19 protein-coding genes are annotated in these 22928 nt (G+C 69.6%); 14 read left to right on the top strand and 5 right to left on the bottom strand.

The features are described from left to right. The first annotated feature begins 157 nt into the window (after window positions 1-157). The 4 genes from ACN6LB_RS22370 (at window position 158) to ACN6LB_RS22355 (ending at window position 3727) form a co-directional block, all read left to right on the top strand. Window positions 158-931 carry a GNAT family N-acetyltransferase gene (locus tag ACN6LB_RS22370; RefSeq protein WP_356134629.1) on the top strand — a complete coding sequence of 258 codons (774 nt, stop codon included), beginning with the start codon at window positions 158-160 and terminating at the stop codon, window positions 929-931. Next, window positions 928-1854, top strand: a complete 927-nt coding sequence (locus ACN6LB_RS22365) for a lysophospholipid acyltransferase family protein (protein ID WP_445027469.1) — start codon at window positions 928-930, stop codon at window positions 1852-1854. The genes ACN6LB_RS22370 and ACN6LB_RS22365 overlap by 4 nt, the downstream gene beginning before the upstream one ends. 33 nt (window positions 1855-1887) lie before the next feature. After that, on the top strand, window positions 1888-3393 hold the full coding sequence (locus tag ACN6LB_RS22360; RefSeq protein WP_445027468.1) for an acyl-CoA synthetase: 1506 nt from the start codon (window positions 1888-1890) through the stop codon (window positions 3391-3393). 127 nt (window positions 3394-3520) lie between these two features. Continuing rightward, window positions 3521-3727, top strand: coding sequence for a DUF5988 family protein (locus ACN6LB_RS22355; RefSeq protein ID WP_445027467.1), 207 nt, complete (start codon window positions 3521-3523; stop codon window positions 3725-3727). A gap of 74 nt (window positions 3728-3801) precedes the next feature. On the opposite strand, the gene ACN6LB_RS22350 is transcribed toward ACN6LB_RS22355, so the two are convergent. Next, window positions 3802-4599, bottom strand: a complete 798-nt coding sequence (locus tag ACN6LB_RS22350; RefSeq protein ID WP_445027466.1) for a FadR/GntR family transcriptional regulator — start codon at window positions 4597-4599, stop codon at window positions 3802-3804. Between the two features lie 374 nt (window positions 4600-4973). Here ACN6LB_RS22350 and ACN6LB_RS22345 point away from each other — a divergent pair, with 374 nt between their 5' ends. The 9 genes from ACN6LB_RS22345 to ACN6LB_RS22305 all read left to right on the top strand — a co-directional run bounded on the left by ACN6LB_RS22345 (window position 4974) and on the right by ACN6LB_RS22305 (window position 13158). Continuing rightward, window positions 4974-6338, top strand: coding sequence for an ABC transporter substrate-binding protein (locus ACN6LB_RS22345; protein WP_445027465.1), 1365 nt, complete (start codon window positions 4974-4976; stop codon window positions 6336-6338). After that, window positions 6335-7249, top strand: coding sequence for a carbohydrate ABC transporter permease (locus ACN6LB_RS22340; RefSeq protein WP_445027464.1), 915 nt, complete (start codon window positions 6335-6337; stop codon window positions 7247-7249). The genes ACN6LB_RS22345 and ACN6LB_RS22340 overlap by 4 nt, the downstream gene beginning before the upstream one ends. Window positions 7250-7304: 55 nt before the next feature. Then, window positions 7305-8210, top strand: coding sequence for a carbohydrate ABC transporter permease (locus ACN6LB_RS22335; protein ID WP_445027463.1), 906 nt, complete (start codon window positions 7305-7307; stop codon window positions 8208-8210). A gap of 65 nt (window positions 8211-8275) precedes the next feature. Next, the gene (locus ACN6LB_RS22330) at window positions 8276-10288 is read left to right on the top strand and encodes a hypothetical protein (protein WP_445027462.1); all 2013 of its coding nucleotides are present in this window, start codon (window positions 8276-8278) and stop codon (window positions 10286-10288) included. After that, entirely contained in the window at window positions 10285-10632 is a 348-nt protein-coding gene (locus tag ACN6LB_RS22325; RefSeq protein WP_445027461.1) for an L-rhamnose mutarotase, read from the top strand. Before ACN6LB_RS22330 ends, ACN6LB_RS22325 begins: the two co-directional genes overlap by 4 nt. Before the next feature lie 62 nt (window positions 10633-10694). Beyond that, a complete protein-coding gene (locus ACN6LB_RS22320) occupies window positions 10695-11576 on the top strand; it encodes an amidohydrolase family protein (protein ID WP_445027460.1) in 882 nt (293 codons plus the stop codon). Between the two features lie 36 nt (window positions 11577-11612). Then, the gene (locus ACN6LB_RS22315) at window positions 11613-11999 is read left to right on the top strand and encodes a hypothetical protein (protein ID WP_445027459.1); all 387 of its coding nucleotides are present in this window, start codon (window positions 11613-11615) and stop codon (window positions 11997-11999) included. Continuing rightward, window positions 11996-12154 carry a hypothetical protein gene (locus ACN6LB_RS22310; RefSeq protein WP_445027458.1) on the top strand — a complete coding sequence of 53 codons (159 nt, stop codon included), beginning with the start codon at window positions 11996-11998 and terminating at the stop codon, window positions 12152-12154. Before ACN6LB_RS22315 ends, ACN6LB_RS22310 begins: the two co-directional genes overlap by 4 nt. A gap of 2 nt (window positions 12155-12156) precedes the next feature. Continuing rightward, window positions 12157-13158, top strand: coding sequence for an aldo/keto reductase (locus tag ACN6LB_RS22305; RefSeq protein ID WP_445027481.1), 1002 nt, complete (start codon window positions 12157-12159; stop codon window positions 13156-13158). A 55-nt stretch (window positions 13159-13213) separates the two neighbouring features. Here the strand turns inward: ACN6LB_RS22305 and ACN6LB_RS22300 are convergent, their stop codons facing one another. The 3 genes from ACN6LB_RS22300 to ACN6LB_RS22290 all read right to left on the bottom strand — a co-directional run bounded on the left by ACN6LB_RS22300 (window position 13214) and on the right by ACN6LB_RS22290 (window position 19634). Continuing rightward, window positions 13214-15904, bottom strand: coding sequence for an RICIN domain-containing protein (locus tag ACN6LB_RS22300; RefSeq protein WP_445027457.1), 2691 nt, complete (start codon window positions 15902-15904; stop codon window positions 13214-13216). 323 nt (window positions 15905-16227) lie between these two features. Beyond that, on the bottom strand, window positions 16228-18573 hold the full coding sequence (locus tag ACN6LB_RS22295; protein WP_445027456.1) for an ATP-binding cassette domain-containing protein: 2346 nt from the start codon (window positions 18571-18573) through the stop codon (window positions 16228-16230). A gap of 53 nt (window positions 18574-18626) precedes the next feature. Beyond that, window positions 18627-19634, bottom strand: coding sequence for an LLM class flavin-dependent oxidoreductase (locus ACN6LB_RS22290; protein WP_445027455.1), 1008 nt, complete (start codon window positions 19632-19634; stop codon window positions 18627-18629). Between the two features lie 132 nt (window positions 19635-19766). Here ACN6LB_RS22290 and ACN6LB_RS22285 point away from each other — a divergent pair, with 132 nt between their 5' ends. Continuing rightward, entirely contained in the window at window positions 19767-20735 is a 969-nt protein-coding gene (locus tag ACN6LB_RS22285) for an aldo/keto reductase (RefSeq protein WP_445027480.1), read from the top strand. Between the two features lie 56 nt (window positions 20736-20791). Here the strand turns inward: ACN6LB_RS22285 and ACN6LB_RS22280 are convergent, their stop codons facing one another. Beyond that, window positions 20792-22636, bottom strand: coding sequence for a glycoside hydrolase family 9 protein (locus tag ACN6LB_RS22280; RefSeq protein ID WP_445027454.1), 1845 nt, complete (start codon window positions 22634-22636; stop codon window positions 20792-20794). Window positions 22637-22928: the final 292 nt, after the last annotated feature.

Here is a 22928-nt window from a genome sequence, read left to right as displayed (position 1 = left end):
CTTTCCCGGGCGCCCCTGGCATTCAACATCCCCACATCCGGGCTCTCGGCGCCGGTCACGTACACGCCAATCGGCATCGGAAGAACAGAAGTGGCGGCGAACGCGCACACCCGGCCGCCGCCGCACCGCCGACCCGGCCCGTGACCAGGAGAGTGCCATGACCGGCGTATCCACCCTCGACAGCCCGCCGCAGCCCGTTGCCCCCACCCGCTACACCGTCACCCTCGCCCGCGACGAGGCCGACGTCCGAGCGGCCCAGCGGCTGCGCCACGACGTCTTTGCCGGGGAGATGGGTGCCCTGCTGGCCACCCCGCAACCTGGCCTCGACATCGACGCCTTCGACGCGTACTGCGATCACCTGCTCGTCCGCGACACCGTGACCGGCCAGGTCGTCGGCACCTACCGGCTGCTGCCGCCCGAGCGGGCCGCGGTCGCCGGGCGGCTCTACTCGCAGAGCGAGTTCGACCTCGGCCCGCTCGACGCGATCCGCCCCGGGCTCGTCGAGGTCGGCCGCTCCTGCGTGCACCCCGACCACCGCGACGGCGCGGTCATCGGCCTGATCTGGGCCGGTATCGCCCGGTACATGGTGCAGGGCGGCCACGAGTGGCTCGCCGGCTGCTGCTCCATCCCGCTCGCCGACGGCGGCGCGCTCGCCGCAGGCACCTGGGACCGGGTCCGGGCCAAGTACCTGGCGCCCGAGGAGTACCGCGTACGTCCGCTGCTGCCCTGGAGCGCCGAGGGTGTGACCCGGGCGGCGCGCACCGAGCTGCCTCCGCTGCTGCGCGGGTATCTGCGCCTCGGTGCCTGGGTCTGCGCGGAGCCCGCGCACGACCCGGACTTCGGCGTCGCCGACCTGTACGTGCTGCTGTCGATGCGCCGCGTCGACCCGCGCTATCTGCGGCACTTCCTGTCGCTCATACCGGCGTCATGAGCGTGTCGAGCGCGACGGGCGCGGCGGGCACAACCCGTATCCGCGTACCGGTGGCGCCCTGGACCCGCCGAACGTCCGTGGCCGGTACGGCTGTTGGGGCGAGCGCGTGGCTGCCCAGTGCTCCCTGCACTCCGCAGGTCTGCGTGCAGTCCACGCGGTCGGCCGCCGCGGCGCCGCGCGCCGTGCTGCGGCTGGTCGCGGTCCTGGTCACCGTCGTCGTCGGGGTCGTGCTGATGCCGGCCGTCGCACGGATCGCCGCCGCACGGCGCGACCGGATCATCCGGGCGTGGTGCCGGACGGTGGTACGGGCCTCGGGAGTGCGGATCAGGATGACCGGCGACGCCCCGCCCACCGGCGGCCTGCTGCTGGTGGCCAACCACATCTCCTGGCTGGACATCCCGCTGCTCGCCGCCGTGCGACCCAGCAGGATGCTCGCCAAGGCCGAGATCCGCCAGTGGCCCGTGGCGGGCGCGCTCACCGCGCGCAGCGGAGCCCTGTTCATCGAGCGCGACCGGCTGCGCGCCCTGACCCGCACCGTCGAACGGATCGCGGACACACTGCGCGACGGCGCCGCGGTGGTGGTCTTCCCCGAGGGCAGCACGTGGTGCGGCCGGGCCCAGGGCCACTTCCGGCGGGCCGTCTTCCAGGCCGCGCTCGACGCCGGTGTCCCCGTCCAGCCGGTGCGCCTGCACTACCGCCTCGACGGCGGAGCGGTGAGCACCGCACCCGCGTTCGTCGGGAGCGACTCGCTGCTCACCTCGGTGTGGCGGGTCGTGTCGGCGCGCGGGGTGGTGGCGGAGGTGGGGGTGCGACCGGTGCTCGCGCCGGGCAGCGCACCCGACCGGCGCGCCCTCGCCCGGGCAGCCGAAACGGCCACCGGCCTGCGGACCCGCGCCAACGCACAAGGAGGCGCGTGCCACTGACGTACCGTCAACTGTGCGCGGTACCGTCCCCGCATGTATCCCGGAGCGTACGACCCCACCAGGCCGGCCGTCGTCACCGCGGACGGCGGCCGGACCCTCACCTACGGACAGCTCGAGGAGCGCTCCCTGCGCCTCGCCGATCACCTGCGCACCAGCGGGCTGCGCCGCGGTGACCACGTCGCGATCCTCTCGGGGAACGACCCGCGGTTCCTGGAGGTCTACTGGGCCGCCGCGCGCTCCGGCCTCTACGTCACCGCCGTCAACCACCATCTGACCGCCGACGAGGCCGGCTACATCGTGCGCGACTGCGGCGCCTCCGCGCTGATCGTCTCGGGGGAGCTGGGTGAACTCGCCGACCATGTGGCGCAGTTGATGCCGTCGGCTACCCTGCGCTTCGACGACGGCTCCTACGAGGCCGCCCTCGCCGCCGCCTCACCCGAGCCGCCCGCCGAACAGCCGCGGGGCAGCGACATGCTGTACTCCTCCGGAACCACCGGCCGCCCCAAGGGAATCGAACCGGCCCTGCCGGAAGGCGACATCCGAGAGGTGCCGAGCACGTTCCAGCTTCTGTTCCAGCCGATGTACGGCTTCGACGAGGACACCGTCTATCTCTGTCCGGCCCCGCTCTACCACGCGGCCCCACTCCGCTTCTCCTACGTCGTCACCGCCACCGGCGGCACAGTCGTCCTGATGGACTCCTTCGACGCCGAGGCCGCGCTCGAAGCCGTGGAACGGCACCGGGTCACGCACAGCCAGTGGGTGCCGACCATGTTCGTACGGATGCTCAAACTGCCGCCCGAGACGCGGACGTCGTACGACGTGTCGTCGCTGAAGGTCGCCATCCACGCCGCCGCGCCCTGCCCCGTCGAGGTGAAGCGGCGGATGATGGAGTGGTGGGGGCCGGTCCTGTACGAGTACTACGCGGCGACCGAGGCCAACGGGATCACTTTCATCGACCCCGAGGAGTGGCTGCGCAAACCGGGGTCGGTGGGCCGGGGCGGACTCCTCGGTGACGTGCGGATCTGCGGCGAGGACGGCAAGGTGCTGCCCGCCGGCGAGACCGGCACCGTCTACTTCGAGCGCGACGAGCTGCCCTTCACCTATCACAACGACGACGGCCGTACCCGCGCCGCGCAGCACCCCGACCACCCCACCTGGACGACCACGGGCGACATCGGGCATGTCGACGAGGACGGCTACCTCTTCCTCACCGACCGGCGGGCGTTCACGATCATCTCCGGCGGCGTGAACATCTACCCGCAGGAGACGGAGAACTGCCTGATCCTGCACCCGAAGGTCGCCGACGTCGCGGTCGTCGGGGTGCCCGATTCGGAGATGGGCGAGGCCGTCAAGGCGGTCGTGCAGCCCGCGCCCGGTGTCGCGCCCGGCCCCGAACTGGAGCGCGAACTCATCGACTTCGCCCGGCAGCACATCGCGCACTACAAGACCCCGCGCAGCGTGGACTTCGCGGACACGCTGCCACGGACACCCACGGGCAAGCTGGCCAAGTCCGCGCTCAGGAGGGCCTATTGGGCGTGAACGGGTGGGTCGGCTGCCACGTCGACATTACGCAGGTGATTACCTGAATAATTGACCCGTGAGCGGCGAGCCGGCCGGGTCGGCGCGTCCCCGAGGAGCGGGTCCGGCTTTCGGAGAAGATCTGGCCATGACCGATGTGACGAAAGCAGTTCTCCAGGGCGGCCCTGACGATCTCACCGAGCGGATCGTCTCCGCCCCGGAGCCCGGGCTCGACATCAAGCTCCTGTTCCGTGGGGGATATGAGCACTTCAGGGCCACGACGCGTCAGCAGGAGACCTCGGAGGGCCTGTTGCCCGTGTACGAGTGGTGGGAGCGCACGGAACTCCCGGGGTAGGCGCCGTACCCGGCGGTCCCGCTGATCCTGCGCGGCTCGCAGGAGCCCGCTTGCGGGAACTCCGACGCTGAGCGCTATCCGAACAGGCGGCGCTGGATCTCCCGCCGGTAGTCCTCGAGTGTCCTGTCGAGATGTGTCGCCGTGGCCTCGGCCGCCTCGTCGGGCCGGCCGTCGCGGATGGCCCGGTAGATCTGCTCGTGCTCCACGACCGCGGACTCGGTGCCTTCACCGAGCGTGTCGTGGATCCCTATCGCGCTGGACTGCCGCTGCAGTCGTCGTGCGTCACGCACGGCGCTGACGAGGAAGGTGTTGTGCGAGGCGACGGCGACGCCCATGTGGAAGTCCTCGTCCGCCTGGTTGAACACCTCGACCTGCCCGTGGGTGAACCCGTGCCGGCACTGCTGCATGGCCACCTCGATGGTCCGCAGCTCGGCGGGCGTGGCCCGGGTGGCGGCCAGGCTGCTCGCGGCCGTTTCCTGGACCCGGCGGAACTCGAACAGCATGAGCACGTGATCGATGTCGACCGGGCGGAAGAAGCCGCCCCAGCGGCTGGTGATGAGCATGCCCTCGTCGTCCGCGACGAACAGTCCACGCCCCTTGTGCGCCCGGACCCGGCCGAGCGCCGAAAGGATCTTCACGGCTTCCCGAACCACCGCCCTGCTGGTGTCCAGCCTCTGGGCCAGGTCGTTCTCCGTGGGCAGCCGATCACCTGCCACCAGACGGGCCTCGGCGATGAACTCGAGGATCCGCTCCGCCACGACCTCGTAGCCGGGCCGGTACTCACTCCGCGCGCCCGCGCCGTTCACCGCTGCGGTCGCAGCCGTGGGTGCCTGCGTCGGCAAGGCCGCCTGGGCCGCGGGCGTGTCGTTCATCTGTCCTGCCTCCTGGCTGGCGCAACTGGGGCGGCTGATCGCTGTGGAGCCGCGCTCATCGTATCCCAAGCATCGATTAGTCGTACTCATCTGAGGCGTAGATCTACAGCATGAGGCGGGTAGGTCAAGGTGTAGATCGTGATCTATCTGCACATTTCGGGCTCATACTTGGCATCAGTACCCGCATATTGCTGGGAAAAGGGCGCACAAACTCTTGACTGGATCCCAGATGAGGCGCCTAATTTCTTCCGCGACGGCAAGCGAGACGGCCGTCTGCGGTCCCTGACGCCCGGCCGGTACGGCCACGTCGCCCGATCCTCGCGCGCCACCAGTCCATCTGCTCGGGGCGCCCTGTGAAACCAGTGGAGTCGCACATGACCGTCTACAAGCCTTCGTCCAGCCCGAAGAGAGCGATCAGCAAGAGGCGTGCGGCGTTGCTGGCCGGGTGCGCGGTCACGGTGTTGCTGACCGTGACGGCCTGTGGCGGCGGCGGCACGGCCGGTACGACGACCAAGGACGGCTTCGCTCAAGTGCCGCAGAAGGACGGCGCGTTGACCGTCTGGGTGGACGCGACCCGTATGGACGCCGCGAAGCTCTACCAGAAGCTGCACCCCGAGGTGAAGCTGAACATAGTCAGCTATGACGGCGACGCCAACGGCTCCAACTACCTCCAGACCAAGGTCCAGCTGTTCAACCGCACCCACAAGGGCTGGCCGGACGTGGTGTTCAGCTCGCAGAACAACGAGGCCTCCTGGGCGGTCGACGCGGGCTTCGCCGCTCCGCTCAACAAGGGCCTGATCCCCTCGGCGTCCCTGGGGCAGTTCGCGAAGGGCGCCAACGACGTCTGCACGGTGGGCGGCACCCTCTACTGTCTGCGCAACGACCTCTCCCAGGCGGTGCTGTGGTACAACGCCCCGCTGCTGAAGAAGTTCGGCTACGCGGTGCCGACGACGTGGGAGGAGTACCAGAAGCTCGGCGAGAAGGTGGCCAAGGACCACCCGGGCTACCTCGTGGGTGACGCCGGCGACTCCTACACGCCTGAGATCTACCTGTGGGCGAGCAAGTGCGGCGCCAACCACATCACCGGCCCGAAGGCTGTGTCGGTGAACACCTCCAGCGAGGCCTGCACCAAGATGGCCAAGCTCATGGACGTGCTGATCAAGAACAAGTCCATGTCCATCAGCGGGGTCTTCAGCACCGACTTCGGCAAGAACCAGGCCGACAAGGTGCTGCTCATGCCCGGCCCCGCCTGGTACGGCGGCGCGCTGTTCGAGGGCACCTTCAAGACGCCGGCCAAGCAGATCGCGGCCGCACCCATCCCCCAGTGGCAGGGGGAGACCTCGCCCTCCACCGGCAACGTCGGCGGCGGCACGTGGCTGCTGTCCCAGCACTCCGAGCACGTCAAGGCCGCTGCCGACTTCCTGAAGTGGGTCACCACCGACAACGCCTACCAGGGTGAGAAGGCGCCGGGCTTCCCCGCGTACGCGCCGGCGGCCGAGGCGTGGCTGAAGGGACAGGACGCCTCGGGCTACTTCGCCGGCGACCTGGGCGCGCTCAAGGCAGCCTCCTCCCAGGTCTGGAACGGGTGGGGCTCGGGCCAGTTCAGCCAGGAGGCGATCTGGGCCGCCACCGTCAAGCCCGGCATGACCCAGGGCAAGAGCGTCGTCTCGTTGCTGCCGGCCTGGCAGGACTCCATCGTCAAGTACGCCAAGTCCAACGGATACAAGGTCTCCCAGTGACCCTCGCCCGCTCCTCGACCGGCTCTGCCCGCCGGAGCCCTCGCGGCGCCGGCCGGCAGAGCCGGGCCGGCACGGCCTTCGTCGCCGCCTACGTGGTCCTGCTGATCGCCTTCGGCGTCCTTCCGACCGCTTACGCGATCTACTTCGCCTTCACCGACGCCGGGGGCAGGGTCACCGGCTTCTCCAACTTCGTGACCACGGCGCAGGACTTCCGCTTCCTGGACGCCGTGAGCCATGTCGCCATCTACCTCGCCTTCTGGCTCCTGTCCCTGGTCGTGTTCGTGGTGGCGCTGGCGCTGCTGCTGCACCGCCTGGCCTCGGGTTCCGCCGGCAAGGCGCTGCGTTTCCTCTACTACATCCCGGGAGCGCTCGCCGGCGCCGCGAGCGTGCTGGTGTGGCTGTTCATGCTCGACCCGACGGTGAGCCCGGTGAGTTCGCTCCTGGGCGTGCTGGGATTCCACACCTTCGGCGAGGTGATCGCACCCGGCAACCTGCCCGTGCTGTTCACGATCATCGCGTTCTGGACCGGTGCGGGCGGCTGGATCGTCGTCATGTACGGCGCACTCAACAACATCCCCACGGATGTGATGGAAGCCGCGCGCATCGATGGCGCGGGCGCCTGGCAGACCGCCTGGCACGTGCAGATCCCGATGCTCCGCAAGTGGATCGTGTACATGGTGATCCTGGCGTTCGCGGGCGGCGCGCAGCTCTTCGTCGAGCCTCAGCTGCTGTCCCTCGCCAGCGTGGGCGTGGCCGGACGCGACTACTCGCTCAACCAGTTGACGTACGACTTCGCCTTCCAGATGAACAACATCAACGGTGCCGCCGCGGTCTCGGTGGAACTCCTGGTCGTCAGTGTGTCGGCCGCCGCCGTCTTCGTCGCACGGTCGGGGTTCTTCGATGCCGACTAAAACCTCTGGTGGTCGAGTCGCCGCCGCAGCGAGCCCGGAACGGGAAGCGCCCCTCATGAGCCGATCTCACCACCACCGGCCGCCGCACCGCCGGCCCGTACGGCACCTGGGCTCCCGGCTGCTGACGGGATCCGTACTGGCCGCGTTCCTCGCCTTCTTCGTGCTGCCGGTGCTGTGGCTCGTCCTCGCGGCGACCAAGACCGACCAGCAGCTGGTTCACGACAATCCGCTGTCCTTCGGCTCCTTCCACGCGCTGAAGTCGAACTGGCACTCGCTCACGGCGTTCCAGGACAACGCCGTCATGCAGTGGCTCGGCAACTCGGCCCTCTACGCGGTGATCTCGCTGGTCATCACGCTCGCTGTCGCCATTCCCGCGGGATACGCCCTGGCCATGACCGAGTTCCGTGGCCGGCACACCCTGCTGATCGCGACGCTGGTCGTGATGCTCATGCCGAACGCCACGCTGGTGGTGCCGCTGTTCCTGGAGATCAACGCGGTGCACCTGATCGGCACGATGTGGTCGATCATCCTGCCGTACTCGTTCTACCCGTTCGGCGTGTACCTGACGTACATCTACTTCACCACCGCCGTACCGAAGGACCTGCTGGCGGCGGCCCGGATGGACGGCTGCTCGGAGTTCCGCGTCTTCTGGCACATCGCGCTGCCGCTGGCGACACCGGTCATCGCGCTCGTGGGCTTCTTCAGCTTCGTCGCCAACTGGACCAACTACTTCCTGCCGTACGTGATGCTCCCCGAGAGCAGCCAGATGCCCATCCAGGTGGGGGTCGGAAGCCTGCTCAGCAACGTGCCGTCCTTCAACCCGGCCGTCGGCGACCTCGCGATCGAGCGGCCGCAGCTGGCTCTGGCCACCCTCGTCGCCATCACGCCCGTGCTGGTCGTCTTCCTCTTCGCCCAGCGCTTCCTGGTCAGCGGAATGCTCGCCGGCGCCACCAAGGAATAGCGGCCCGTCCCGGCCGCCGTCTCCGGCCTGCGCCGCCCCGCCGCCCACCCCGAACGGAGATCCCCGTGCCCTACAGCTCTGCCGACCGCACCTCGGCCAAGGACGCCCCCCACGACCAGCCGGTCCCGCCACCCGAGATAGAGGCGAGGGTGCCGCTGCTCGAACCACCCGGCTGGGCCGTGGCGCAACGGTCTCTGTTCGATCTCCTCGACCACGCCTGGCGGCGCTTCGCCCGCGACTTCACCGGACCGGACGGACGACTGAACTACTCCGGCCCGCTGACCACCCGCGACGGTGTGGACGACTTCTACGAGGTGTTCTTCAACTGGCCCCAGCTCTACCTCCTGGGCGGCGCCGACGACCTGCTGCCCGCCAGTGAGAAGCACTGGGAGGGCGTGACCCGGCAGCTCACCGAACTGGACATGCTGCACGACGAGTTCGAGCGCGGATACGACTGGTTCCACCAGGGCGAGAGCCTGCTCCTGCTCTACTTCCTCAGCATGGCCGCGCCCGACCGCTGGTCGGAACGCGCCCTGCGCTTCGCCGAGTTGTACGTCGACCCGGCCAAGGGCAACTACGACCCCGAGCACCGCGTCATCACCCGCCCGCACAACGGCAGCGACCCCGAGCGCACGGGCCTGTTCGACGGTGACGTCTATCCCTGGATGCTCAAGGAAGCAGAGACGTACGGCTTCCCGCTCGACTGGATCCCCGAGGCCGAAGGCGGCCCCTACCCGCTCTCCGCGGACCCGCGTCTCGGCGCGCAGATGCGGGACCGGACGGGCGTCGGTGACACCGCGGTCAACCTCGCCGCGGCCGGCCTGGTCCTCAACGCCTGGATCCTGTCCGGCGAGGAGCGCTACCGCGACTGGATCGTCGAGTACGTCGGCGCGTGGCGGGAGCGCACCGAGGCGAACCGCGGTCTCATCCCGGACAACGCCGGCCCGGACGGCGTCGTCGGCAGCCTGCTGGAGGGCCGCTGGTACGGCGGCCACTACGGCTGGTCCTGGCCGCACGGTTGGCACAGCGTGGGCCACGCGGCCTGTGTGGCGGCGCTCGCGGCGGCCACGGCGACCGGCGACGACAGCTACCTCTCCATGGTCACGACTTCGCTGGACACCCTCATCGGCCACGGCAAGGTGATGCCCCACACCGAAGCGGACTCCAGCCTCCCCTCCAAGTGGGCGGTCGAACTCGGCCCGGACATCCACACACCCACGCCGCACCTCCCCTTCCGCCACAACGACTCGGGCTGGTTCGACTACAACCCGGCCACCCCGCCCGTCCCGGTGGCGCTGTGGCATCACACCGCCTCCGAAGCCGACCGCGCCCGGCTGGAGGGGCTGCGCGAAGCCGACGGCATCGACTGGCGCACCGTCCGGCCGTTCAGGGCCAAGGAGGAGTCCGGGCACGAGAAGGCCTGGTTCGCCTTCCTCGCCGGAGACGACCCCGGCTACCCCGAGCGGATCCTGGCCACCGCCCAGGCCCAGGTCCGCCACCGCCTGCGGCGCATCGACCGCTACCGCGAACTGGACGTGCCCGAGGCCGACATCCATGTGTGGCAGCAGTCCAACCCCGTGGTCACCGAAGCCCTGGTCCAGCTGACGTGGGGCGGCCCGCAGGTGCTGTACAACGGCGGTCTGCAGCAGGCCCGGCTGCGCTACCACGACGCCGAGGCCCGCCGTGCCGGTCTGCCGCCGGACGTGGCCGCGCTGGTCACCTCCATCGACCCCGAAGCGACCACCGTCGAGCTCGTCAACCTCTGCCCCGAGTCCACGCGCACGGTGATCGTGCAGGCCGGCGCCTTCGCCGAGCACACCATCACCACCGTCAGGTACACCACCTGCGAGGACGACACCTGGATGGGGGACATGTACGACTACGGTCACACCGAGCCGGTCGTCGCCGAGGCGGAGGAGGCCTGTGACAGTGCCTTTCTGACGGTCCGGCTGCCCGCGTCCACTCGTATCCGGCTCACCCTCCGGCTCGACCTGCGCACGAACGCTCCCCGCTACCGCACACCGTTCGACGCTCCGGTCGGTCGGCCCTCCCCGGGCAAGGAGGAGAGCACGGCATGAAGCGCGTCGCGCAGACCATCAGGCTCCGACCCGAGCACCGCGAGGAGTACCTCGAGCTCCACTCGGCCGTCTGGCCCGGCGTCGAAGCCGCCCTGCACCGGTCGAACATCCGCAACTTCAGCATCTACCTCCAAGGCGATGTGCTGTTCGCCTACTTCGAGTACCACGGCGACGACTTCGAGACCGACATGGCCGTCCTCGAAGCCGACCCCGAGACCCAGGAGTGGTGGAAACTGACCGACCCCTGCCAGGAGCCCTGGCCCGACCAGGGCGACGCACGCCAGTGGACGGAGCTCGCCGAGATCTGGCACCTGAACCCGCCAGGTGACACCACCAGCGCCTGACACACCTCGCCCCATGCCACATGGACCCCACCCGGCGTGGACCGACCCGACTTGGACCACCAGTGACCCGCACCACCGCCCCACTCATCGACGCCCACCACCACCTGTGGGACCTCGACCAGCGTCCGCAGCACTGGCTCGACGACCCCGCCCTGGCAACGATCCGCCGCACCTTCACCCCCGACGACCTGCGTACGACCGCCACCCGGCCCGTCGCGGGCCGCCGTCTGCACAGCACGGTCGCCGTGCAGTGCGTGCCGGACGTTCCCGAGACACAGGACCTGCTCGCGCTCGCGGAGCGGGAGCCGCTGATCGCAGCCGTGGTCGGCTGGGCGGATCTCACCTCCCCGGAGATCGGCGACGTGCTCGACAGGTTGCTCGCCGGGCCGGGCGGCACCTACCTGCGGTCCCTGCGTCATCTCGTACAGGGCGAGACGGATCCGGAATGGCTGCAACGCCCCGATGTCGAACGCGGGTTGGCGGCGGCCCGGGACCACGGGCTCTGCTACGACGTACTCGTCCGCAACCACCAGCTCGACCAGGCGATCCGGCTGGCCGAACGCTTCCCGGACCTGCCCCAGGTACTCGACCACGCCGGCAAGCCGTCGATCGCCGACGGTGAACTGACCGAATGGGAAAGCCAGTTGCGCCTCCTGGCCGCACACCCGCATGTGGTGTGCAAGGTGTCGGGGCTGATCACCGAGGCGAACCACGAGAGGTGGACCGTCGACGACATCCGCCCGGTGTGGGACGTCCTGCTCTCCGCCTTCGGTCCCGACCGCCTGATGTTCGGCTCCGACTGGCCGGTGGCTAACCTCGCGGGCGGCTGGAACCGCTGGGCCGCCACGGTGGACGAACTGCTCGACGGATTCTCCGCCGACGAGACCTCGGCGATCCTCGCGGGCACCGCGACCACCTTCTACCGCCTCACTCGTACGTACTGAACGGGCCTGTGGGCCGGCGCCGACGCCTCCCGCGAGGTGGACCTGCGACTCGCCCGGCACGCCGACGTCACCGTGGGCGCCCTGGGCGTGGCCGGAACCTACCCGGGTCAGGCGCGCTTCAGTGCCGACGAGGCGGCGGACGCGCTCGCCGAGGTGGCGGGCCCGCTGCCCGGCGCACGGGTGCCGGCAACGGCCTTGCGCGAGGTCCCCTCGGCCGGAGTCAACGACTGGTCCTCAGCCGCCTGGTCCGCCGAAACGGGCTTCGTCGCCGGCCCCCGGACGCCCGGACTGCACGTCCTGGACCGCATCGGCTCCGGCGACGGCTTCGAGACCGGCCTGATCCACGGCCTGCTCAGCAACACCGGCCTGAAGCAGGCATCCGCTACCAAGAACATGATCTTCCATAAGGAGTCGCAGGCATGACGACGACAGACCTCGAAGGACTCACGGCGTTGGTCGCCGGAGGCGCCCCCGGGATCGGCATCGGTGCTACCGGAAGCATCGAGGACACCGGCACCGCCCTCGCGGTCGACGGCGGCATGGCGGGCCTGCGCGTGCGACCCGAGGTAAGGCCATGACGATGCGCCAGAACATGCTCGGGCCCGGGCCGGTGCGGGTCAGTGAACTTGCCTTCGGCGCGGCAGCGATCGGCAATCTGTTCACCCCGGTCACCGACACCGAGGCCGAGGAAGCCGTCGTCGCCGCGTGGGAGTGCGGTGTCCGGTACTTCGACACCGCTCCGCATTACGGCCTCGGCCTGTCCGAACGCCGGCTCGGCGCCGTATTGCGCGGCATGCCCCGCGAGGAGTACACGATCTCGACCAAGGTCGGCCGTCTCCTGGAGCCCACTGGCTCCGACGACGGGAACGGTGATGACCTGGCCCACGGCGGCTTCGCCGTCCCCGCAACGCACCGTCGCCGATGGGACTTCAGCGCCGAGGGCGTACGCCGCTCACTGGAGGGCAGCCTTGAGCGCCTGGGCGTGGACCGGATCGACATCGCCTACCTGCACGACCCGGACGACCACGCCGAATGGGCCCTCACCGAGGCCTACCCCGAGCTGGAACGCCTGCGCGCCGAGGGTGTGCTCGGCGCGATCGGTGTCGGCATGAACCAGGCCGAGCTGCCTGCCCGGTTCGTCCGTGAGACGGACATCGACGCCGTGCTGCTGGCCGGCCGCTACAGCCTGCTCGACCAGCGAGGCCTGGCCGAGCTCCTGCCGCTCGCCGCCGAACGCGGCGTCGGCGTGGTCGCCGGCGGGGTCTTCAACTCCGGCCTGCTCGCCGACCCGAAGCCCGGCGCCACCTTCGACTACGCCGCAGCCCCCACCGAACTTCTCGCCCGGGCCACGCAGTTGAAAGAGGCGTGCGAGCGGCACGGCGTCCCGTTGCGTGCCGCCGCGCTCCGGTTCCCCTTCGGGCACCCGGCCGTCGCGTCGGTCCTGGTCGGCACCCGCAGCGGCGGCGAGGTGCGGGACGCCGCCGCGATGGTCGACCACCCCATTCCCGGCGCGCTCTGGGCAGAGCTCAAGGAACGGGGACTGCTGCCCGCCGATGTACCGACCCCGGCCGAGGAGAAGTGAATGCCGAAGCCGCCCCTTCGCGAAGGGGCGGCTTCCACATTCCGGGATCACCCTGTCACTGGATCGTCCAAACCTGGTTGGACTGGTTCAGGGGCATCCACTGATCGATGGCGGCCCCGTTCGCCGTCGATGCGTTGCTCACCTCCAGGGTCTGCCTGTTCTCGAAGTTGCGGATGAGGTACCCACCGCTGGTCTGCTCGAAGTACCACAGCTGGTTGTTCCCGCCGCCGTAGGCGTACTGCTGCAGCGTGGTCCCCTTCCAGTGGCTGCCACCGTTGATATCGAGGGCCTTGCCGCTGTTCCTGCTCACGATCTTGTAGAGCTGTCCACTCACCTGAACGATGTTCCACTGCTGGTTGGCTCCACCGGTGCTCGGCCACTGCAGGACGCTCGCGCCGTCGGCGGTGGACGCCCCGTTGACGTCCATCATCTGCCCGCTGTTGACGTTCTTGATCGTGTAGTACGTCGACGGGTTGACGGTCGGCGTGCCGGTCGCGTCCTCCAGCGCACCGCCGGCCTGCTGGACACTGAAGTCCGCGATGAAGAAGTACGCGCCGTCGGTCTTGGCGACCCGCACGTAGCGGAACTTCTGCCGGACGTCGATGTTGCTCGTGAGCGTCGAGGCGAGCGGCAGGGTGTCCGTCTGACGTCCCAGGACGGTGTAGGTGCCGAAGGACGGGTCGTTGGAGGCCCGGACCTCGAAGTTGCCCCGGGTCTCGGACTGGTCCAGGTCCTGACGGGTCGTCAGTGAGAACTGCCCGAGCTGGTAGGCCTGCCCCAGGTCGACCTGCCACCACGCCGAGGAGTCACTCCCGGTGGGAGACCAGCCGGTCGAGCCGTTGTTGTCGACGGCGTTGGCGGCCGGCGTGCCGGAGCCGTAGACCGTGGAGGAGGACGCCGACTTGTTGTAGGCGAGGTTGAGCTTCGCCGCCGGCCCCTGGTAGGCGGACTCAAGACCGGAGGCCTTGATCACCGAGTCGCCGGACGTCGTGTTGTTGGTGAGCGTGACGTTGGAGCCGTTGCGGTTCTGGTTGATGAATCCGTCGGTGTGCGACAGCACGTTGTTCGAAAGGGTCATGTTGTTCGACCCTTCGTCCAGGTAGAGGCCGTGCACGGGCGAGCCGCAGGCGGACGGCACGCGTATCACGTCGTGGATGTAGTTGCCGTTGAAGACGGTGCCCGGGTCGTTCGAGAGGTGGTAGATACCGGCGGAGTCGCACAGCCGGTTCATCACGTTGCCGATCCGGTTGTAGCTGATGCTGTTGTTCCCTTCGGCGTTGGCCGCCGACTGCCAGCCCCAGCCGAGCGAGATGCCGGCCCACGGAGTGTCGGAGATGTCGTTGTGCTCGATGGTGGTGCTGTTGACGAAGCCCGCGTTGATGCCCGCGGTTCCCAGGTAGTCCTCACCGATCCGGGTGATCAGGTTGTTCTTGACGGTGACGTTCTTGACCACCTCCCGGGCGTCCTCACCGGCCGGTGTGGTGGGCGGGTTGTAGACGCTGTGGTACTCCACGGTCGGGTCGGAGAACTTGCCGACCATGATTCCGTTGCCGGCGATGTCGGAGATGAGGTTTCCGGTCACGGTGCTGTCGTGCACGCCGTGGGACAGGTCGAGGGCGGTGGAGCCCATCTGCGTGAACGTGTTGTTGGTGAAGGAGACGCGGTCGGCGTTCGCGGCCTGGACCCCGGCCGGCGGACGGCCGACGTACTGGTTGTTGGAGTTGTCGGCCGAGATGTTGTAGTTGCCGCCCTGGGCGTTGAGGTAGCCGTTGTCGGTCGCCTCCATCCAGGTGGTCCGGGTGAAGGTGATCCCGGAAAAGCGCAGGTCGTGGGCGGGGCTGTCGAGGTTCGTGCCCTTGACGTCGAAAAGCGTCTTCAGTGTCGGCGCCTGCACGGTGGCCGTGGACATGTCCTCGCCGGGGCGGGGCTTGTAGTAGACGGTCTGCGCGGCCGTGTCGACGTAGAACTCGCCGGGTTCGTTGAGGAACTCGTGGGCGTTCTCGTAGTGCAGGGGAGAGCCGTCCGAGAGCTGGGGCCACGGGCGCTGGAACAGGATGCCCGCCTCGTGGTCCTGGATCGACACGTTGGCGGTGCCGTTGCTGGAGCTGATCGACTTCAGCCGCAGGAAGCTCTCGCCCCACTGCGTTTCCAGCGCCATCTCGACCTGGCTGAGGTGGTCCCAGTCGGAGACCTGTGAACTGAGCACCTTCAGCAGCTTGTTGGGCTTGTCACTGCCCTGCAGCTGGAAGTCCGAGCCGACGTCCGGGAAGCGGGCCCGGGTGGCGCGGACCCCGTTGACGTACAGCTGCCGGAAGTTCAAGGTGCCCACGGACGCCTTGTACTCGCCACCCGCGGTCGAGGTCCAGCCGGTGACCGCCTTGCCGCCGGTGATCACCGGCGTCTCACCGTTGTACGCCTGGTAGACGACCGTGTGGCCGTTCGTGCCCGAGTCGCTGGTGCCGAAGGTGATCGGGGTGGTGAGGGGGTAGGTACCTCCTCGCAGGTTCACGACAATGTCGTCGGACATGTTCGAGTTGGCGGCTCGGACCGCGGACTTGGCGGCCTGGACGGTCTTGAACGCCGCGGCGGTGCTGGTTCCCGAGTTGCTGTCACTGCCGTTGACAGGGTCGACGTAGAAGTTCGTCGTGGCCGCGTAGGCGGGTTGAGCGGGCAGCACGGCAGCGAAGACGACGGTTGCCGCTGCGAGCGCCTGGACCGTCCCCGCGCCGATGCGTAGGGGTCTCATCTGTGGTGTCCCTCCTCGAACCCCCGCTACTTATGAGTTGCATTTATCGATGCAGGAAGGCAGTTGAGTCAAGGTGATAGGCATACTTATTTTTCACTGGCGCAACACCGATGACATGCGGACGCATCGGGCTCGGCGCCGTACGCACCCTCGGCGGTAAGGAGATTCCCCAGGTGAAAGCATGGTTGGTTGACGGGATCGGCATGCTCGCTGCGGCCCGCTCGACTTGGCCGCCGAAATTGACGTCGAAATGAGTACTACTCATTTAAGGTGCCCTGTCGCTGTCATCCGCCAGGCGACGGCCCCACCACCGGTCGTCTCGGCTATTGGCCGGGTGGGAGCGTGCGGGCAAGGTAGGGAGCCGTCGCGCTCCCGGTCGTCCGGGCCACCTCGCCCGGCGGTCCCGTGGCCACGATCCGTCCGCCCGCGTCGCCGCCGCCCGGGCCCAGGTCGATGACCCAGTCGGCGCCCGCGACCACCGCCATGTCGTGCTCGACCACGACGACGGTCTGGCCCGCGTCGACGAGGCCATGGAGCTGGCGCATCAGTACTTCGACGTCGGCCGGGTGCAGACCGGTCGTCGGTTCGTCGAGGACGTAGAGAGTGTGGCCGCGGCGCACGCGCTGCAACTCCGAGGCCAGCTTGATGCGTTGGGCCTCGCCGCCGGACAGCTCCGTCGCGGGCTGGCCGAGACGCAGATAGCCGAGGCCGACGTCGATCAGCGTGGTCAGGCTCCGGGTGACGACCGCGGTGTCGGGGTCGGCGAAGAACTCCGCCGCGGCCTCCACCGTCAGGTCGAGCACCTGGGCGATGTTGCGTCCGTGGTAGGTCACTTCGAGGGTCTCGGGGTTGTAGCGCGCACCGCCGCAGTCCGGGCACGGCGCGTACGTGCTGGGCAGGAAGAGCAGCTCCACGCTGACGAACCCCTCGCCCTGACAGGTCTCGCAGCGCCCGCCGGCGACGTTGAAGGAGAAGCGCCCCACGCCGTAGCCGCGCCGCTGCGCCTCCTTCGTCGCGGCGAACACCTTGCGCACGACGTCGAAGAGGCCGGTGTACGTCGCCAGGTTCGAGCGCGGGGTACGGCCGATGGGCTTCTGGTCCACGCAGACGAGCCGCCCGACACCCGGCAGCTCCTCCGTCACCTCGCCGATGAGGGTGGACTTGCCGGAGCCGGAGACACCCGTGACGGCCGTGAGCACGCCGAGCGGGAACTCGGCGGTAACTCCGCGCAGGTTGTGCCGGGTCACCGGGCCGACCTTCAACTCGCCGCGCGGGGCCCGGACTTCACGTACAGGTGCGGGGGAGCGGTCGAAGAGGAAGCGGGCCGTCGCGGACCCCTCGACCGCCGCGAGCGCGGCCACCGGGCCGCTGTGCAGGACGCGTCCGCCGTGCTCGCCCGCGCGCGGGCCGACGTCGACGAGCCAGTCGGCGCCACGCATGACGTCGAGATGGTGCTCGACCACGAACACCGAGTTGCCCGCCGCCTTCAGCCGGTCGAGGACCGTGAGCAGGGCCTCCGTGTCGGCCGGGTGCAGTCCGGCGGACGGTTCGTCGAGGACGTAGACGACACCGAACAGCCCGGAGCGCAACTGCGTGGCCAGCCGCAGCCGTTGCAGCTCACCCGCCGACAGGGTCGGCGTGGCGCGGTCGAGGCTGAGATAGCCGAGACCGAGCTCGGCCACGGGCGCGATGCGGGACTTCAGATCGTCGGTGAGTACCCTGGCGGTCTCCGAACTCCCGTGCAGGGTCCCGGCCAGTTCGGCCAGCGGAAGCGCGGCCAGCTCCGCGATCGTGCGGCCCGCGAACGTCACGGCCAGCGCCTCGGGCCGCAGCCGCCTGCCGCCGCACGCCGGACACGGCGAACTGGTCAGGAACCGCTCGGCCTTTGCCCGCAGGGTCGGGCTCTTGGTGTCGGAGAACGTCTTCAGCACATAGCGCTGGGCGCTCATGTACGTTCCCTGGTAGGGGCGTTGGATGCGTCCGGCATCCCGCACCGGGTGCACGGTGACGACCGGCTGCTCGTCCGTGAACAGGATCCACTCGCGCTCCTTCGCGGGCAGCTCGCGCCAGGGCCGGTCCACGTCGTACCCCAGTGTGTCGAGCACATCGCGCAGGTTCTTGCCCTGCCAGGCGCCCGGCCAAGCGGCGATGGCTCCCTCACGGATCGACAGCGAGGAATCAGGGACCAACAACTCCTCGGTCGTACGGTGCACTTGACCGAGACCGTGACACTCCGGGCAGGCCCCGACCGCCGTGTTCGGCGAGAAGGCGTCCGAGTCGAGGCGGGCGGCACCCGCCGGGTAGTCGCCGGCCCGCGAGAACAGCATCCGCAGCGAGTTGGAGAGATTGGTGACCGTGCCGACGGAGGACCGCGATCCGGGAGCCGACCGGCGTTGCTGCAACGAGATCGCCGGCGGCAGCCCCGTGATCTCCCCGACCTTCGGCGCCCCGACCTGATGGATCAGCCGCCGCGCGTACGGCGCGACCGACTCGAAATAGCGCCGCTGCGCCTCCGCGTAGATCGTCCCGAAGGCCAGCGAGGACTTGCCGGAGCCGGAGACGCCGGTGAAGACCGCGAGGACGTCGCGCGGGATGTCGACGTCCACGCCCCGCAGATTGTGCTCGCGGGCGCCCCGGACGCGGACGTAGGAGTCATGGGGGCTGGGCATCGACGGGGCTCCTGGGGCACGGGTGGTGTGAGGCCGGGGCAAACCCCACGATTCTAGGCCGCGGCCGGTCCCGCGACCCGGGCCAGCCTCCGATAGGAGTCCAGCAGGGCGTCGCGGTCGTACGTACTGGTCGTGACCAGCACCTCCTGCGCGCCGGTTTCCTTGATCACCGTCTCCAGCTCGTGGGCGACCTGCTCCTCGGTTCCGGCGATGTGGCCGGTCAGCCCGGACTCGAAGAAGCCCCGCTCCTTGGCGCTCAGCGTGAGGTTCTCGACGCGCTCGGCGGGCGGCAGCGGCGGGAAGGTGCCACGGGTACGGGAGTGGGCCATCGACCATGCCTCGGGGAGCAGCAGGCGGTGCGCCGCCTCGGGGGTGGCGGCGACCGCGACCGTGCCGGAGATGACGACGTACGGCTGGGACGCCCAGGGGGAGGGGCGGAAGGTCGCCCGGTAGTGCTCGATGCCGCGCTGCATCTTCTCGCGGTTCCTGAGGTCCCCGATGACCATGGGGAGGCCCGCCTGAGCCGCGATCGTGGCACCCTCGCCCATCGCGAGCACGAAGGGCGGCACGGCCAGACCCTCCGAGGGACGCGCGTGCACGCCGGTCGGCGAGGTGCCGCTGAACCAGCCGAGCAGCTCGGCCAGCTGCGCCGCGAAGTCGTCGGCGTCGTCCCGGTCCCGGCCGAGCGCCTTGCGCACCCCGTCCGTGAAGCCGACGGAGCGGCCCAGCCCCATGTCGATCCGCCCGGGGAACAACGACTCCAGGACCCCGAACTGCTCGGCGACGACCAGCGGTTGGTGGTTGGGCAGCATCACGCCGCCGGTGCCGACCCGGATCGTATGGGTGGCGGCTGCGACCGCGGCAGCCAGTACGGTCGGCGCGGAGCCGGCCACACCGGGCACGCCGTGGTGCTCCGAGACCCAGATCCGGTGGTAACCGAGCCCCTCCAGGTCCTGGGCCAGACGAACGGTGTCGCGCAGCGCCTCGGCGCCTCCGTGCCCCTCGCGGGTGCGGGAGCGGTCGAGCACGGAGAAGCGGGTCCCTGCGATCACTGAGCTCACATGGGATTCAACACCTGCGGCGCGCGAAGATTCCCCGGCCCCGGCCCGGCGGGATTCACCGGGCTTCGCCGTCCGCCTGGCGGGCAGGGATCAGGGCGTCGGTGTCGATCGTCACGGGAGGCAGCAATGAGCATGCGGTACGTGAAGCTCGGGGCGACGGGCCTGGAGGTGTCCCGGATCTGTGTGGGCTGCATGAGTTTCGGCGTCCCCGACCGCGGCCCGCACGAGTGGACCCTCGACGAGGAGGCGTCGCGGCCGCTGATCCGGCGGGCGCTGGATGCCGGGATCAACTTCTTCGACACGGCGAACGTGTACTCCGACGGCACCAGCGAGGAGATCGTCGGCCGCGCGCTGGCCGACTTCGCCCGCCGCGACGAGGTCGTCCTCGCCACGAAGGTGAACGGCGCGATGCACCAGGGCCCCAACGGCCGTGGCCTGTCCCGCAAGGCGATCATGGCGGAGATCGACCACAGCCTGCGCCGTCTGGGCACCGACTACGTCGACCTCTACCAGATCCACCGCTTCGACCCGGCCACCCCCGTCGAGGAGACGATGGAGGCCCTGCACGACGTGGTCAAGGCGGGCAAGGCACGCTATATCGGGGCGAGTTCGATGTATGCCTGGCAGTTCTCCAAGGCGCAGTACACGGCCCGGATGAACGGCTGGACGCGGTTCGTCTCCATGCAGAACCACTACAACCTCCTCTACCGCGAGGAGGAGCGCGAGATGCTGCCGCTCTGCCGGGACCAGGGTGTCGGCGTGGTGCCCTGGAGCCCGCTGGCGCGCGGCCGTCTCACCCGCGACTGGGACACGGCCACCGCGCGCAGCCGGACCGACGGGTTCGGCAGGAACCTGTACCAGGAGGGCGACCGGGAGATCGTCGACGCCGTCGCCCGGATCGCCGCCGAGCGGGACGTGCCGCGCGCCCAGGTCGCCCTCGCCTGGCTGCTGCACCAGGACACGGTCACCGCGCCCATCGTCGGCGCCACCAAGCCGGAGCACCTCGACGACGCCGTCGCCGCGGTGGACCTGGAGCTGACCGAGAAGGACGTCGAACAGCTGGAGCAGCCCTACAAGCCGCACGCCATCAGCGGCCACTGACGCCGACGGTGCACGGGCACCGGCGCGTCACCGCAGCCGGCGCCCGTGCGCCGCCGTCAGGCCTGCTTCGGCCGCTCGGCGGCATACGCGGCGAGCCAGGCCAGCGGCGCGTTCCAGTTCACGGCCACCTCGTTCGTCGAGTACGAGCCGATGTCGTCGATGTAGCAGGCCGCCGGCGCGCAACCGGGCAGGTTCTCCTGCGCGACCGGGTCCTGCAGCCCGCTGTTGGGGCCGCCCGCCAGCGAGCCGGCCGGGGGATGAGGCAGCGAGGCGTCGTACTGGTGCGACCAGAAGCGGTGGTGCTCGTTCTGGGAGTACTGCTCGCCGTACCCGGTGACGTACGACTGGTTCAGGGCGTTGCGGCCCAGCAGGTAGTCCATCGACTCCAGCACGCCGGCGCGATACCGCTTCTTGCCGGTCAGCTCGTGGGCGACGGCCATGACGATCGCGTTGTCGGTGACCGCGCTGTTGGAGCCCCACACGTACCCGGTGGAGGGGATCGGGACCGCGTAGCCCTGGCCGGCCATCGTCGAGAGATAGCCGTCCGCCGCGGCCGTCACCGAGGAGCGCACGCGCGCGATGTCGGACGCGGGCAGCTTGGTGGGGACGGTCGCCAGGGTGAGGCGGCCCAGCGCGGCGGTGTCCGCCCAGCTGAAGCCCCCGGGGGTGAAGGCGTCGTTCGACGTGTGCCAGGGCGAGGAGGTGACCGCGCTGCGGTAGGTGCGCTCGCCGGTCGTGGCGTACAGCTCGGCGGCGGCCCAGTAGAACTCGTCGGTGACGCGTGTGTCGCCGTACGCACCGCCGCCCGTGCTGTCCGAATCGGGCGCGTACAGCGCCGGGTTGGCCTGCGCCGCGCTCCAGGCCCGGCGGGCTGCGGTCAGGCACCGGTCGGCGAACTTGGCGTCGTAGGCCCGGTAGACGCGGGCGCACTGGGCCGCGGTGGCCGCGAGGTTGAGGGTGGCCGCGGTGGACGGAGGGTGCAGTTCGCGCGGCTGGGAGTCCTGCTCGGGACGGGTGGGCAGACCGGTCCAGGCGGCGTCGTGCACCTTGTGGAAGGCCATTCCGGCGTAAGGCTTGCCCGCCGGTATCTGCATCCGCATCAGGAAGTCGAGCTCCCAGCGTGCCTCGTCCAGGACGTCCGGTACGCGGTTGCCGCGCTCGGGGACGCGCAGGGTCGAGTCACCGAGTGCCGAGGCGTGTCCCGCTCTCTTCGCCCGCTCGAAGGAGTTGACCACCAGCCAGGTGGAAATACCGCCGTTGACCACGTACTTGCCCTGGTCTCCCGCGTCGTACCAGCCGCCCCTGACGTCCTGGGTGTAGTCGCACACCCCGGTCTGGCAGGGCACGTTCGTGTCGCCCTGGTTCGGGGCGACACCGAGATGACCGGCCGGGCGCGCGTACGCCGGGCCGACCAGCGACGCCTCGATGGGGATGCCGCTGCGCTGGTGATAGAAGAAGGCCAGCGTGTCGGAGCGCAGCCCGTCGTAGAGGTCGGTGCGGATGTCGAAGGGTTCGCTGCTCTGCCCGTCGACCACCAGGACGTATCCCGTGCCCGCCCGCCGGTACGCGGAGAAGTCCGCCTCCTGGGTCGACTGCCCGGAGGCGGCGTCCGCGCCGTGGCTGACCGTGGAGCCCGAGGCGACCGTCGCGCCGGTCGCGTTGACCAGTCGCCAGGTGAGCGGCTGGGCGGCTGCGGTCACCACCGTCGCGCGCTTGGGGCCGTCCGGCAGATAGCCGACCTGGTTGACCCGCACAGGAGTCGGCGTCGTGGCGGCGGCGGGCGCCGCGGGGAGTGCGGCCGCTCCCGGGGCGAGCGCGAGACCGCCGGAGAGCACGGCCCCGGTCAGTAAGGCGATTGCGATGTGCGTGAAGCGACGGCGGGGCAAGGGGAATTCGGGCATGAGCGGCTCCCGGCAGGAGTGAGGTGAATAAGGCGGACACCGAACACGCGTGCGGCTGCTGCTTGGGAGCGCTCCCATAGCGGAGGATTGCATGAGCATGCCATGGCGTCAATGAGGAGTGAAAGGCCTTTTCCGGTCGGCGGAGTGTTCGCCTGGTGGGCGGCCGGCCGGCGACCTCGGACGGCCGAACAGGCAAAGGGTGCACCCGAACGTCGACGGACAGGGGAACGCGGCAGGATGCGTCCCTTCCGTGACCACCCGGAGGGATTGGGTATTTCTTTTCGGGGTGCCT

Source organism: Streptomyces sp. SAS_270 (assembly GCF_052543295.1).
Note: the sequence above shows the minus strand (reverse complement) of the source record. Positions and strands in the feature narration are given on the sequence as shown.